Origin of the sequence: Enterococcus sp. DIV0236, from assembly GCF_050558525.1 — a bacterium.
In the GTDB taxonomy this organism is placed as follows: Bacteria; Bacillota; Bacilli; order Lactobacillales; family Enterococcaceae; genus Enterococcus; species Enterococcus faecalis.
The window spans coordinates 2595279-2609592 of sequence record NZ_CP187891.1 but is presented as its reverse complement, the minus strand read 5'-3'; the positions used below and the strand labels follow the sequence as shown (position 1 = coordinate 2609592).

General features: G+C 41.7%; 13 protein-coding genes. 10 read left to right on the top strand and 3 right to left on the bottom strand.

Going from position 1 to position 14314, the window contains the following annotated elements; genetic code table 11:
- The first annotated feature begins 2 nt into the window (after positions 1 to 2).
- The 6 genes from mutL (at position 3) to pepG1 (IGK27_RS12490) (ending at position 5179) form a co-directional block, all read left to right on the top strand.
- Positions 3 to 2135, top strand: a complete 2133-nt coding sequence (mutL, locus tag IGK27_RS12515; RefSeq protein WP_010830697.1) for a DNA mismatch repair endonuclease MutL — start codon at positions 3 to 5, stop codon at positions 2133 to 2135.
- 24 nt (positions 2136 to 2159) lie between these two features.
- Complete coding sequence (locus IGK27_RS12510; protein ID WP_002354869.1) at positions 2160 to 2714, top strand: Maf family protein; 555 nt, start codon at positions 2160 to 2162, stop codon at positions 2712 to 2714.
- A 132-nt stretch (positions 2715 to 2846) separates the two neighbouring features.
- On the top strand, positions 2847 to 3284 hold the full coding sequence (msrB, locus tag IGK27_RS12505) for a peptide-methionine (R)-S-oxide reductase MsrB (protein ID WP_002354871.1): 438 nt from the start codon (positions 2847 to 2849) through the stop codon (positions 3282 to 3284).
- Positions 3285 to 3458: 174 nt separating this feature from the next.
- Positions 3459 to 4430, top strand: a complete 972-nt coding sequence (locus tag IGK27_RS12500; RefSeq protein ID WP_002381060.1) for a ribose-phosphate diphosphokinase — start codon at positions 3459 to 3461, stop codon at positions 4428 to 4430.
- Between the two features lie 230 nt (positions 4431 to 4660).
- Positions 4661 to 4804 carry a type I toxin-antitoxin system toxin PepG1 gene (gene pepG1, locus IGK27_RS12495; protein ID WP_016619098.1) on the top strand — a complete coding sequence of 48 codons (144 nt, stop codon included), beginning with the start codon at positions 4661 to 4663 and terminating at the stop codon, positions 4802 to 4804.
- Between the two features lie 231 nt (positions 4805 to 5035).
- The gene (gene pepG1, locus IGK27_RS12490; RefSeq protein ID WP_002392696.1) at positions 5036 to 5179 is read left to right on the top strand and encodes a type I toxin-antitoxin system toxin PepG1; all 144 of its coding nucleotides are present in this window, start codon (positions 5036 to 5038) and stop codon (positions 5177 to 5179) included.
- A gap of 369 nt (positions 5180 to 5548) precedes the next feature.
- Here pepG1 (IGK27_RS12490) and pgmB read toward each other — a convergent pair whose 3' ends face one another.
- Positions 5549 to 6199, bottom strand: a complete 651-nt coding sequence (gene pgmB, locus IGK27_RS12485; protein WP_002354875.1) for a beta-phosphoglucomutase — start codon at positions 6197 to 6199, stop codon at positions 5549 to 5551.
- Between the two features lie 14 nt (positions 6200 to 6213).
- On the bottom strand, positions 6214 to 8958 hold the full coding sequence (locus IGK27_RS12480; RefSeq protein ID WP_430596422.1) for a glycoside hydrolase family 65 protein: 2745 nt from the start codon (positions 8956 to 8958) through the stop codon (positions 6214 to 6216).
- A 261-nt stretch (positions 8959 to 9219) separates the two neighbouring features.
- Here IGK27_RS12480 and treR point away from each other — a divergent pair, with 261 nt between their 5' ends.
- Together treR and IGK27_RS12470 are read left to right on the top strand one after the other, a co-directional pair.
- Positions 9220 to 9933 carry a trehalose operon repressor gene (treR, locus tag IGK27_RS12475; protein ID WP_002354877.1) on the top strand — a complete coding sequence of 238 codons (714 nt, stop codon included), beginning with the start codon at positions 9220 to 9222 and terminating at the stop codon, positions 9931 to 9933.
- Positions 9934 to 10328: 395 nt separating this feature from the next.
- Complete coding sequence (locus tag IGK27_RS12470) at positions 10329 to 11036, top strand: WxL domain-containing protein (protein ID WP_033626606.1); 708 nt, start codon at positions 10329 to 10331, stop codon at positions 11034 to 11036.
- Positions 11037 to 11076: 40 nt separating this feature from the next.
- Here IGK27_RS12470 and mscL read toward each other — a convergent pair whose 3' ends face one another.
- On the bottom strand, positions 11077 to 11526 hold the full coding sequence (gene mscL, locus IGK27_RS12465) for a large conductance mechanosensitive channel protein MscL (protein WP_002354883.1): 450 nt from the start codon (positions 11524 to 11526) through the stop codon (positions 11077 to 11079).
- A gap of 208 nt (positions 11527 to 11734) precedes the next feature.
- Here mscL and yfmF point away from each other — a divergent pair, with 208 nt between their 5' ends.
- Together yfmF and yfmH are read left to right on the top strand one after the other, a co-directional pair.
- Entirely contained in the window at positions 11735 to 13003 is a 1269-nt protein-coding gene (gene yfmF / locus IGK27_RS12460; RefSeq protein ID WP_033626604.1) for an EF-P 5-aminopentanol modification-associated protein YfmF, read from the top strand.
- The gene (gene yfmH / locus IGK27_RS12455; protein ID WP_002383221.1) at positions 12996 to 14300 is read left to right on the top strand and encodes an EF-P 5-aminopentanol modification-associated protein YfmH; all 1305 of its coding nucleotides are present in this window, start codon (positions 12996 to 12998) and stop codon (positions 14298 to 14300) included. Before yfmF ends, yfmH begins: the two co-directional genes overlap by 8 nt.
- Positions 14301 to 14314 lie beyond the last annotated feature (14 nt).

Here is a 14314-nt window from a genome sequence, read left to right as displayed (position 1 = left end):
AAATGGGGAAAATTCAAGAACTATCCGAACAACTAGCCAACCAGATTGCTGCTGGTGAAGTTGTTGAACGTCCCGCTTCTGTCGTCAAAGAATTGGTGGAAAATGCACTGGATGCAGGAAGCACCCAAATTGATATTTTTATTGAAGAAGCTGGCTTGAAAACCATTCAAATTATTGATAATGGTGAAGGAATTGCCAAAGAAGATGTACTGAATGCCTTCAAACGCCATGCCACAAGCAAAATTCATACAAGAGATGATTTGTTCCGAATTCGCAGCTTGGGGTTCCGAGGCGAAGCCTTACCAAGTATTGCCTCAGTTTCTGAAATGATTGTCGAAACTGCCACAGCTGAGGAAGAAGAAGGCAGCTATGTGATTCTAAAAGGGGGCAAGGTCGAAGAAAACCGACCAGCAGCCCTCCGTAAAGGCACAAAAATGACCGTTTCTAATTTATTTTATAATACGCCTGCTCGTTTGAAATACGTCAAAACGATCCAAACGGAATTGGCCAATATCGGTGACATTGTCAATCGTCTGGCGTTAAGCCACCCTAAAGTCGCTTTTCGCTTAGTTCATGACGGCCACAAAATGATGAGTACAACAGGCAATGGTGATTTAAAACAAACGATTGCCGGGATTTATGGCATTAGTACCGCAAAGAAAATGTTGAAAATTGAAGGAAAAGACCTTGATTTTACTTTGACAGGGTATGTTTCATTGCCAGAAGTCACACGGGCCAGCCGCAACTATTTATCAACGATTATCAATGGTCGTTATATTAAAAATTTCGCGTTAAATAAAGCAATTGTAGCCGGCTATGGTTCGAAACTAATGGTGGGGCGTTTTCCAATTGCTGTGTTAGAAATTGAAATGGATCCGCTGTTAGTCGATGTCAATGTCCATCCTACTAAGCAAGAAGTTCGTTTAAGTAAAGAAAAAGATTTAATGGCATTAATTGAACAGGCGATTCAAGAAGTGTTGAGCCAAGAACAGTTGATTCCCAATGCGGCAGACAATTTGCGTTTTAAAAAGAAACTACCGCCAGAACCTAAAGCCGAACAAATGGAAATTCCTTTATCGACTGAACAACCTGCGGTAAAACAACGACCGGGCAGCTTAAGCTATAATCCCGCAACAGGCCGCTTCTATGCGGAACATGCGACAGACAAAACACCAGCCTCAAGCGCCCCTGAATCTGTCAACCAGACAGAAAGAGCAGTGGACCCAATGGACGATCCATTTGCGCCGCCAGTGCCAGAATCAACGAGTGTAGCGGAAGAAACGTCAGCTTACGAAACCTCTTCGGCAGCTGCTGATTCCGCAAATCATTGGGAAACAGCTAGTAATGAGCAACAGGTAATAGCCGAAGAAACGAAAATAACTGAAGTGCCTGATTCAGAACCTTCTCTGCGTTCATCAGAGGCTGCTGACGAGGTTTTCCAAGAAGAAATGAAACTTCACCCAGAATTCGATGCCAATAGCGCTGCGAGTCAAAGAGAACTGAAACAAGCCCTGAACAAGTTGGAAGAAGAACGACCGACAGAGCGTTTTCCTGAGCTAGAATACTTCGGTCAAATGCACGGAACTTATTTATTCGCACAAAGCAAAGATGGCCTGTTTATTATCGACCAACACGCTGCCCAAGAACGAATTAAATACGAGTACTTCCGTGAAAAAATTGGCGAAGTCAGTGATGATTTACAAGAACTATTGGTACCAATCGTTATTGATTATCCAAATAGCGATGCCTTGAAAATTAAAGAGCAGAAAGAAACCCTTGCGGAAGTCGGCATCCATTTGGAAGACTTTGGACAAAATAGTTTCATTGTGCGGGCGCACCCAACTTGGTATCCTGCAGGCGAAGAGGAAAGCATTGTTCGCGAGATGATTGACATGTTGCTAACAACTGGCTCGGTCAGCGTGAAAAAATTCCGTGAAGCAACTGCCATTATGATGAGCTGTAAGCGATCCATCAAAGCCAATCATTACCTCAATGAGCAACAAGCACGCGTGCTATTAAAAGATTTAGCCTTGTGCGAAAATCCGTTTAATTGTCCGCATGGACGTCCGGTGCTGATTCATTTTACGAATTCAGATATGGAACGAATGTTTAAACGCATTCAAGACCCCCATTAAAAAGAAACGAGGCGTCATCAATTTATGCAAATTATTTTAGCATCCCAATCTCCTCGCCGTCAGGAGTTATTAAAGCGTGTGGTCCCAACTTTTACGATTGCACCAGCCGATATCGATGAAACTGTTGGCAAAGACGGCTTACCAGCAGAATATGTGGCGCAAATGGCTGCCCAAAAAGCAGCGGCTATAGCAGAGCAATCCCCCGAAGCACTAGTCATTGGCTGCGATACAATTGTGGCATTGGCGGGAGAGATCCTCGGCAAACCCACTTCTCGGGAAGACGGTTATCGCATGTTGCGCCTCCTAAGTGGCAAAACACATGACGTGTATACAAGTGTGACGTTGAAACAAGGGGAAAAAGAACGCTCCGCGACAGTTCATTCAACCGTGACGTTTTATCCACTGACAGACACGGAAATCCATGCTTACTTAGATACCGCAGAATATGCCGACAAAGCAGGCGCTTATGGTATCCAAGGACAAGGAGCATTACTAATTGAAGCAATCGCTGGCGATTATTACGCCATTATGGGTTTACCAATTGCCAAAGTAGCCCGACTACTAAAAGAATTCAACTAATAAAAGACAGTCCTTTTCATTCGTCAAAAAGAGAAAGGACTGTCTTTTACTATGCAAACTATTAGGTGCCTGTTTGGCAAACGTGGTATCATTGAACCCAATAAATTGAACAGAAGAAAAGGAGTGGACAGAATGACAAAACCAACAGAAGAAGAATTAAAACAAACCTTGACGGATCTTCAATATGCCGTCACACAAGAAAACGCAACAGAACGCCCTTTTTCAGGAGAATATGATGACTTTTACCAAGACGGAATCTATGTAGATATTGTTAGTGGCGAACCGTTGTTTAGCTCCCTGGACAAATACGATGCTGGTTGCGGCTGGCCATCCTTTACCAAACCAATTGAAAAACGTGGCGTCAAAGAAAAAGCTGATTTTAGTCACGGCATGCACCGAGTAGAAGTTCGTAGTCAAGAAGCGGATTCACATTTAGGGCATGTTTTCACTGATGGCCCACTCCAAGAAGGCGGCTTACGTTATTGCATTAATGCGGCAGCTTTGAGATTTGTGCCAGTGGCAGATTTAGAAAAAGAAGGCTATGGCGAGTACCTTTCTTTATTCAAATAATCCTCATTTTTTAGACAAATACGATAAAATAGTTAGAAGAAAGCGACTTTTGATGAATATCTTGTATGAAATACAGAAAATCTCTTGATTTATTTGGCTAGGACTACTATTATTTTAGAAGGAAAGTATTGTTCAGTTTTAACGAATTGGCTGAAATAGAAAGTGGAGGTTCTAATGTCGAAACATTATTTTGATCCAAGATTGAAAATCTTTTCTTTGAACTCTAATCGTCCCTTAGCAGAAAAAATTGCGGATGCTGTGGGTGTGGAGCTAGGAAAGTGCTCTGTAACACAATTTAGTGATGGCGAAATTCAAGTGAATATTGAAGAAAGTATTCGTGGTGCACATGTTTACGTCATTCAATCAACAAGTAGCCCTGTTAACGATAACTTAATGGAACTATTAATCATGATTGATGCGTTAAAACGTGCGAGTGCTAAAACAATTAACGTGGTTATGCCTTATTATGGGTATGCACGTCAAGACCGTAAAGCACGTGCCCGGGAACCAATCACTGCTAAACTTGTTGCAAACATGATTGAAAAAGCTGGTGCAACAAGAATGTTGACATTGGACTTACATGCGGTCCAAATTCAAGGATTCTTTGATATTCCAGTGGATCATTTGATGGGTGCACCATTAATTGCCGATTACTTCATCGAACACGGCATTCAAGGCGATGACGTCGTTGTTGTTTCCCCTGACCATGGTGGTGTAACGCGTGCGCGTAAATTGGCAGAATTCTTAAAAGCACCAATTGCGATCATTGACAAACGTCGTCCAAAAGCGAACGTAGCAGAAGTAATGAATATCATTGGTCATGTGGAAGGCAAAACATGTGTCTTAATTGATGACATGATTGACACAGCGGGGACAATTTCTCTTGCTGCAAACGCATTGAAAGAAGCCGGAGCAAAAGACGTTTACGCTTCTTGTACACATCCCGTTTTATCAGGACCAGCCTTACAACGTATTGAAGATTCAGCAATTGAACGCTTAGTTGTAACAGACTCTATTTACCTATCTGATGATCGTAAAATTGCTAAAATTGACGAAGTCAGCGTTGGTGAATTAATCGGAGATGCGATTAAACGTATCCACGAAAACAAACCAGTTAGTCCGTTATTTGAAACAAAAAATAAATAATTATAAAACCCGCCCACATCATTTTTCTGATGTGGGCGGGTTTTTCTCTAAATCATTTTATCTAAAAATATATTGTAACCTGAATATTTATTAGGCATTCATGATATACGATAAGTGTAGAGTAGTTAAGGCGGAGGCAAGCGCAAAGGAACATGCGCTTTGCGACGAGCATCGCAACAAAGTGAGAAGCGTATGAGCAGAGACTTTCCTCTTTCGGTGAGGTGGTGCGTATGAGCGTACTTCCAAAATTTACGGAAAGGAGAGGCCTTTTGTCAGCATATGAAACAATTCAGACGATCCTAGGGTTTGGTATGTTTACCATTGTTTTGATTGCACTGATTGTGAAATTGCTTAAAAATGACAATAAAAAATAACCGTCTACTTTGACCAGTACGGTTATTTTTAAATAATACAATCGGTCACCGTCTTAAACGGCTCTACATCAGAGAGGTATGTTGAAGCATATCTCTCTTTTCGTTTTCATTATAGCACATTTCCCTAAAAAAATATATTTGAAACTAATTATTTTTTAGTTTTGCATGGTATAATCTAAGTGTAGAGAAGTTAACACGGTGGCTATCTAATCTGAAAGTGAGGTGGTGCGTATGAGCGTACTTCCAAAATTTACAGAAAGGAGAGGCCTGTTGTCAGCATATGAAACAATTCAGACGATCCTAGGGTTTGGTATGTTTACCATTGCTTTGATTGCGCTGATTGTGAAATTGCTTAAAAATGACAATAAAAAATAACCGTTTACTTTGATCGAGTACGGTTATTTTTTGTAACAAAATCGGTCACCGTCTTAAACGGCTCTACATCAGAGAGGTATGTTGACGCATATCTCTCTTTTCGTTTTCATTATAGCACATTTTCCCGAAAAGTACGAATAAATTTAGCGTTAATCCGTGAAATTATAAAAGCTGTTAAAAATGACAATAAAAAATAACCGTTTACTTTGACCAAGCACGGTTATTTTTAAATAATTAACATGGTCACCGTCTCAAACGGCTCTACACTAGAGAGGTATGTTGACGCATCTCTCTCTTTTCATCTACATTCTAGCATAGATACAATGTAGATGAAAAGAGGTGCCTGTTGCTAAAGGTTCTTGTCCTTCTTTAGCGATTGAGCAGTGCATCAACGCTTAGTTCAGTCATTTCAGAGACTTGCATGTCGGCTCCGATTAAGGGTTGGCTGGCCGACAAGCCGACGGCATAGATGCCCGCGGCTTTCAAGCCGTCAATGCCTGATTGTGCATCTTCAAAGCCAATGGCGTTTTGCGGTAGCACGCCAATACTGTCAGCGGCGGCTAAAAAGATTTCAGGATCAGGTTTGCCTTTGCTTAATGAGTCGGGATCGACAATTGTGGCGAAGTACGCGCGCACGCCTAATTTTTCCAAAATCAGGGGCGCGTTTTTTGAAGCCGAAGCCACGGCACAGGGAATGTGACGTGCTTGGGCTTGCTGTAGCAATGGCACGACACCAGGTAAAACATCTTCTGTCGTTAAATGTTCTAATAATTGAACGTAGTGGTCATTTTTTTGCTGAGCTAAGGCTTCTTTTTCTGCTGGAGTAAACGCATTTTCACGGTGGCCATGGGCTAAAATGCGGTCCAAGGAATCCATCCGACTAATGCCTTTTAATGTTTCGTTGAAGGTTTCGTCAATGGAAATGCCTAGCGAATCGGCCAACGCTTTCCAAGCTTGATAATGAAATTTGGCGGTGTCAGTAATGACACCATCCAAATCAAAAATAAATCCAATCGTCATTGTGGTTCGCTCCTTTATTGATAATGTACTTCTTTTGGTCGTTCGGCGGTTAACGGAATCAACGCGCCCTGAACCAATAATTGTGTGTCTTTATCTGCTGTAATCGTGACACTGGTTTGTGTTAATGAAAATTGATACGTCACGCCTTGATGAATAAACTGGAAGGCCAGCGCTTGCCAATGTTCAGGTAAGTTTGGACAAATTGATAACTCGTTCTGGCGCGTGTCAACGCCTGCATACGTCGCTAAAGTAACGTGGATCGTCGCAGCCATGACCCCTGTATGAATCCCTTCAGCGGTCGTACCACCTTGAATGTCACGATAATCGGAATACAACGCTTCTTGATAAAGTTGCCAAGATAGCTCATGGAATTGCGCCATTTCTGCCAATTGGGCATGAACAATTCGTGACAAAGTCGAACCATGAGACGTCCGTTTTAGATAATACAAAAGATTTTTTTCTAAATAATCCGCAGGCAATTGATACCCTAAATCTTCTAAAATTTGATCCACCCGAGTTTTGTCTAAGTTGTAGAACAACATTAACGTGTCGGCTTGTTTCGCCACTTTGTAATCATCGGGAGATTTCCCTTCGGCTTTTAAAATTCGATCCATGCGGTAAATATTGCCGTATTTCTCTTTCATCGCCGCCCAGTCAATCTCTTTTAAGTCGAAATACCCTTCATATTGCGCAATAATACCGTCAGAATTAACTTCAATTTCCAGTGAATTTTGAATTTGCTGCATGCGGGCTAGATCAGCAGAAGTGGTCTGCGTTTTGGCAAAAAGTTGTGCCTGTTCTTCCTCAGAGAAAAGTGCCAAAATGTTGGTTAATTCTTCGAATAGCCAAACCACCATCAAATTCGTATAGGCGTTGTTTTTCAAGCCGCTTTCCGTTTGGTCTGGATAGCCCTCGTGAAACTCATCAGGTCCCATCACTTTATCAATAAAGAACCGTCCTGTTGCGTCATCTAACGTCGCAGCGCTGTTCCAAAATTGAGCGATTTCTAACAACATTTCGCCGCCATATTGTTTCATAAATTCATGATCCTGTGTACTATGCCAATACAACCAAGCATTGTAAGCAATCGCCAAGGACACATGTCGTTGCAGAATACTATGATCCTCGCCCCAATGTCCATTCAACGGATTTAAGTGAAGTTTTTGCGTGGTTTCACGCCCATCACGTCCTGATTGCCACGGATACATTGCGCCACGATACTGGCTGGCCGCCGCATTTTCCTTCGCTTTCTCTAATCGGTGGTAGCGATACAGCAACAATTGTTTCGCTGTGTCAGGATAATGTTGAATATAAAAAGGTAAAATAAAAATTTCATCCCAGAAAATATGTCCACGATACGCTTCACCATGCAAGCCTCGGGCGGTAATCGAGACGTCCAATGCTTGCGCTTGGTTACTAAAAGGCGAAGCCGAAGCCAGCAAGTGATAACTGTGAATCCGTAAAAGTTTTTGAGACATCAAATCGCCTGTCACGGTAATGTTGGCTTGTTGCCAAAGGGTTTGCCAAGCGCGGGCGCTTTCCTGAGCGGCGGCCGCAAAAGAGTCCCTCGGCGTAAACGGTACCTGCCAACTTTGTTCGGCGTGGCTGGCTTGCACAAAGACTTGTTTTTCTAGCGTATAGCGTGTTCCTTGGTGCGCCATCACGGTCACCACTTGGGCGATTTTTTCCGCTTCTTCTTGAATCGTAATCGCTTCTTTTTCAAAAAAATCACCAGTTATCAAGGCCGTTTCTCGGACGCTCAAGTTGGATTGATTGGTACAAACCTCAATCACGGTTTTGTTTTCCTGCGCGCTTAATGCTGTCACCTGAAAATGTTTGGCTGTTAAGTTGCGATACCGCGCCACGTTATAGTTGTAGACACTGCCATCCGTGACGGTTTTCAAAGTAATCGGGGCCGAAAAGTTTAACGGCTCAAACGTATATTGCAGATGATAGTCATTCGGCTGTGCCATATTGGCGATTTTTTTCGTCGTTAATTTAATTTGCTGATTGTCCGCATCTTTCAAAATCATTTCTGCGACAAACAATCCCGTTTTCAAGTTCAATTGACGGTGTAATTGTTGTAGCGTGTCTGGGGAAATCGTTAACCAGTCAGTGGCATCGCCAATTTTTAAAGCGATGTGTTGGTTGTCAGGAGCATTGACGAAATCTTCATTTTCCACTACTTGACCCGCAACTTCCGAAGCCGCTGTATTATAAAGCCCCGCAATGTAGGTCGCTGGATAATGATCATCAGAAATCGTCATCTCAGGTGTCGTGCCGCGCAAGCCTAAAAAGCCATTGCCGACAGTTAATAGGGACTCCACCGCATATTCATTTTTCCCAGGTACGTAGCCATAATAATCTAAATGCCAAGCCAGATACTGCCGTTTTTCTTCAAATGCTGCCAGCAGATTCGGTGCCGCCGCTTGTTCGGCTGCCGTTAAAAGTGGCGTGTTCAACTGTTCCGCGAATGCTTGAATCACCGCTTGCGGAACCAGCGCCAACGTTTCCTCTGGCGAAAAGAAGTCCTCTGGGAAATCAGCCACAATCCCCCCCAGAATCGGCGCAGCCTCTGCCACAATCAATTGGCACAGTTCAGGAACTGTTTCTTCGATAGTCAAAGCTTCAAAAGGGAACGTTTTTTGGTGAAGCGGTTCCAATTTATGGTTAAAAAAAGTCGTCGTTAGTTGGTTCGTTGCGAATGTTAATTCTAAAATAGTCATGTTTGGCGCCTCCTTGTGAACTTGTATAGACATGTTTCGTTTGACTACAGTATAGTATGAACGAATCAGAATTACAAGGATTTTCCCTAGATTCTTGGGAAAACTTTTCCAGAAGGGGGCAGCAACCGACTGCGCTGGGTCCGAAAAAAAGGCGGTCAAGTAGTGGTTTGGCTGGGGGAGTTTGTGGCGTAAGTAAGGCAGAAAGTGCGGTGGATTTTTCTGACCAGCTCTAGGTTTTTCGGAGGGAATATGCTATGCTTTTAGAAAAGAAATTGTTGGTAGAGGAGGATCGGCATGAACAAGTTTCATGACATATTTTTAGAATTAGAACAACAAATTGTCCAAGGCGACTATCAGCCAGGCGATTTATTACCTAGTGAAAATCAATTAGTGGAAACCTACAATGTTTCCCGTGAAACAATTCGGAAAGCCTTGAATTTACTAATTAACGCTGGCTACATTCAGAAAAAACAAGGCAAAGGCTCGATTGTGCTCAACTTTAAAAAGTTTAATTTTCCTATATCAGGGGTGACCAGTTACAAGGAGTTACAACAAACGCAACATATTGAAAGTCATACGCATGTGGTTTCCTTAGAAGAAATTCCTGTGGAGCGCAACTTGGCTCAGTTGACTGGTTGGACGGAAGGGGCCCCTGTGTGGCGCTTAGTTCGGCAACGGGAGATTGAAGGGGAAGTCGATATTTTAGATATTGATTACTTGATTAAAGAGATTGTCCCAGAACTGCCGAAGCACCGTGCCGAAGATTCGATTTTCGATTATCTGGAAAACGATCTTGGCTTGGCGATTAGTTACGCCCAGAAAGAAATTACCGTGGAACCGCTCACAGAGATGGACAAGCAGCTGATTGGTGAAGTGGAAGGCAATCATGTTGTCGTGGTCCGTAGTATCATGAACTTGGAAGATACCCGCTGTTTTGGCTATACGGAATCTCGTCACCGCTTAAACAAATTTAAGTTTGTGGAATTCGCCCGTCGCCGTAAATTGTAAGTCTTAGTGACGAACAAATATAAAAACGGCTGTCATTAAATAAAAAATTACGGTTTTTTCGCTGCATCTGCGAATAAATGTATAAGATTTTAGAAGAAAACGTCACAAAGTTAGAGTTTGACCTCTACTTTGTGACGTTTTCTCGTTGTTTATTAAAGTATTTTCTCGAAAAAAACATTAAATAACAGCCAAAAATATCAATAAGTGTTGAAAAAAAGCCTTTAAACCAAGGGGAAACGTTGCTTTTAAAGGAAATGTTGTTTTTTTGCAAGAACTGTTCAATATTTAAAATCACAGATAAGGGGGAATCTTGTATAATAAAGCCATAGCTTCAGCAGCGCCAAAGAAACAACTAGGGCGCACTGGAAATTCAGAATGTTAAAGGAGATGTACATATGAAAAAGAAAATAATGGCAAGTTTATTGGTTGGTAGTGCCGTAGTTGGCGCAAGTTTGGCACCACTTTCAGCACAGGCTGTGACGACAGGGAATACGCCGGTGCAGGTGGAGTTTGGTGGGGGTGTGTTGCCAGACCAAGATAATAATGATGGTCCTAATACAGATCCAGACCTAACAACATCAAATGGCGATTTTGATATTTTAACTATTCCTAAAAGATTTGATTTTTCTAAAACTAAGATTGGTGAAGATTTATCAAGCATTAAGATAGCTACATCACCAATAAAAGAAGTCTCTGTTGGTGATTTACGTGGAACCAAAGAAGGTTGGCATCTAACTGGCGAACTGGGGCAAATGAAAAATGGAACAGATATTTTGGATGGCTCTCTTAACTTTGAATTTAACGGATATTATACTGAATATAAGACTACTGGTCCAACTCCAGGAGCATTTATATCAACATCGATTTTAAATGGTGTTAATATTGCAGATGATCCTACTGCTCCTGATTTTATCGGAACCAGCATGAAGATGGGTGGAGGAGCAACCACATTAATTACAGCAGGAGTAGGTAAAGGTCAAGGAATGTGGTCAGGTGACTTTAGAGTCCCAACTTTAAATATAACAACCCCTTATCAACAACTGAAAAAAGGCGCCTACACAGGCAACATCACCTGGAACCTCGTCGCAGGACCATCTATCTAGGACAAAACAAAAAAGTCATCCCTTCAGGATGACTTTTTGCTTATTTCTCTGTGAAAGTGCTGTCTGTTTTGACAGTTTCAGCAGGCGGTGTTTGCGCCGCTAGCAAGTCGCGAATTTCTTTTAAGTAATCTTCGCTCGTTGGTACCACTTCTTCTTCTGCCGCTTCTTCTTTTTTGCCGCGGTTTTTCATTTTGTTGGCCGCTTTGACAATCAAGAAGAGGACGAAGGCCGTAATTAAAAATGTAATAAGTGCACTAATCACGCTACCAATATTGAATTCAACGCCTTCGACTTTATAAACAAGGGCACCCAATGCATCGTCGGCACTCTTTTTCCCAGTCGTCAAGACAAAAATCAGACTAATCAACGGGGTAATCAAGCCTTCCACCACTTGTGTCACAATCGCTGTAAACGCACTACCAATGACAACACCAACGGCTAGGTCTAAGACACTCCCGCGCATGATAAACTCTTTAAATTCTTTAATCATTCTTTTTTCCCTCCTCACTTTAAAAACAGTATACCGAATCTTCTTGAAAATTTGAACTGAAAAACTCTTATCATTCAGAAAGCACCTGAAGCTGTGTTATAATGGAGCTATTGGAAAAAACATTAAAAAATGCTTTAGAATTTACGCGATACATATATTTCACAGCATTCTTTAGGTAAGATGAAGCAAATGAAGGAGCGATGCGGCAATGTCTGTTCAATTAGTTAAAGGCGTGAATTTACACGTCATTCCTACAGAAAAATATAAAACGGTGCGTCTTTTAGTCCGCTTTAATACACGATTAAATCATGAAACCATTACAAAAAGAACGCTGTTGTCCAGTTTGATGGAAACCAACAGCTTGAATTACCCGAATCAAGTCAAGTTAAGTGAGCGTTTGGCGGAGCTTTACGGCGCCAGCTTTGGGATCGGCGTTTCCAAAAAAGGCAATCAACATTGGTTTAATATTTCTATGAACATTGTCAATGATCATTATTTACAGGATAGTCAGGTTCTCGCCGAAGCGGTGGACTTTTTGAAGGAAATTATTTTTGCCCCCAATATTCAAGCGGGCCAATTCGAGGCGGAAACCTTCCAACGGGAAAAAGAGAACTTGAAAGCGTACTTGGAAAGTATTGTGGAGGATAAGCAAACCTATGCCTCTTTGGCGCTTCAAAGTGTCTATTTTAATCAATCGGAGGATCAAAAAATCCCTAGTTTCGGGACTGTTGCGGCGTTAGCTGAGGAAACAGCGGCGTCATTAGCAGCGTATTATCAAAAAATGCTGGCGGAAGATCAAGTGGATATTTTTGTCTTAGGCGATGTCAATGAGGCGGATTTAGTGCCACTATTCAAGCAATTACCGTTTACGCCTCGTGAAGAAGGCAAAGCCGCGATTTTCTACAATCAACCAATTCGCAATGTGATTGAAGAGCGGACCGAGCGTGAGGTGTTAGCCCAATCGAAATTAAACTTGGCTTACAACACAGATATTTATTATGGCGATAGCTATTATTTTGCGTTGCAAGTGTTTAATGGGATTTTTGGCGGTTTCCCGCATTCTAAATTATTTATGAATGTCCGTGAGAAAGAGCATTTAGCGTATTATGCTTCTAGTAGTATCGACACCTTCCGTGGCTTCATGACGGTTCAAACAGGAATCGATGGCAAAAATCGAAATCAGGTCTTGCGTTTGATTTCGACAGAATTGGAAAATATTCGCTTAGGTAAGATTAGCGAATTAGAAATTGAACAAACGAAAGCAATGTTAAAAAATCAGTATATCTTAGCGTTAGATAATGCAGGCGCGTGGCTGGAAAAAGAATACTTGAACGAATTAATGCCGCAGACAATACTGACGGCGGAGGAATGGATTGCGCGGATTAATGCCGTGACTATTCCAGAAATCCAAGAAGTAGCCAAACGCTTGGAACTTCAAGCGATCTTCTTTTTGGAAGGAGAAACGGAAAATGATTAAAAAAGACTATGCACAAATTAAAGAAACATTGTATACAGAAACACTGGAAAATGGTTTAAAGGTTTACCTATTACCGAAAAATGATTTCCAAAAAACGTATGGCTTGTTTACGACCGATTATGGTTCCATTGACAATACGTTCGTGCCAATTGGTCAAGAGGAAATGATTGAAGTACCTGACGGAATCGCCCACTTTTTAGAACATAAAATGTTTGAAAAAGAAGATGGCGATGTCTTCCAAAAATTTGGGCAACAAGGGGCTTCAGCGAATGCCTTTACCAGTTTTACGAAAACGAGTTATTTGTTTTCAACGACGGATCAAGTGACACAAAATCTAGAAACGTTGCTTGATTTTGTGCAATCGCCGTATTTCACGAAGGAAACGGTCGAAAAAGAAAAAGGCATCATCGGACAAGAAATTCAAATGTATTTAGATGATCCTAACTGGCGCTTGTTCTTTGGTATTTTAGGTAACCTTTATCCGAAACATCCATTGCATATTGATATAGCCGGCACAGTGGCAAGTATTGCGGAGATTACCGCAGAGGATTTGTATACATGTTACAATACGTTTTATCATCCAAGTAATATGACCTTGTTCGTGGTAGGGAAAATGGACCCCGAAGCGTTAATGGCGTTCATTCGTGAAAACCAAGCGGCGAAAGAGTTTCCTGCCGCCCAACCTATTCGTCGGCATTTTCCTGAAGAAACAGCTGCCGACATTGTCAAAGAGAGCGCCATTGAAATGGCGGTCACACGGGCAAAAGTGCTTGTTGGCTTGAAAGGCTTAGATGAAGTGCCAACAACGGGTCGTGATTTAATGAAATATCAAGTCACCGTGAACTTGTTGTTACAATTATTGTTTGGTAATACCTCTCAAAACTATTTGGCTCTTTATGATGAAGGCTTGTTAGATGATAGTTTTAGTTATGACTTTAATTTAGATCGCAGTTTCCATTTTGCGGATATTGGCGGCGATAGTGAGCAACCAGAAGTCTTAGCAGAACGAATTGAAGCTATTTTATTATCTGCCACAACAAGTCCAGAATTAACGGAAGAAAATTTGTCCTTATTGAAGAAAAAAATGATTGGTAAATATTTCCAATCCTTAAACTCTTTAGAGTATATCGCCAACCAATTTTCACAATCATTGTTTGGGGAAACCACGCTGTTTGATAAGATTGAAGTCATTGAAAGCATTCAATTAGCCGACGTCCGCCAAGTAGCAGAGACCTTTATTCGTGAAGAAGGATTGAGCCGTTTCTACATGTATCCTAAAGGAGAAACCGAGCAATAAACCAACTGTTTAAG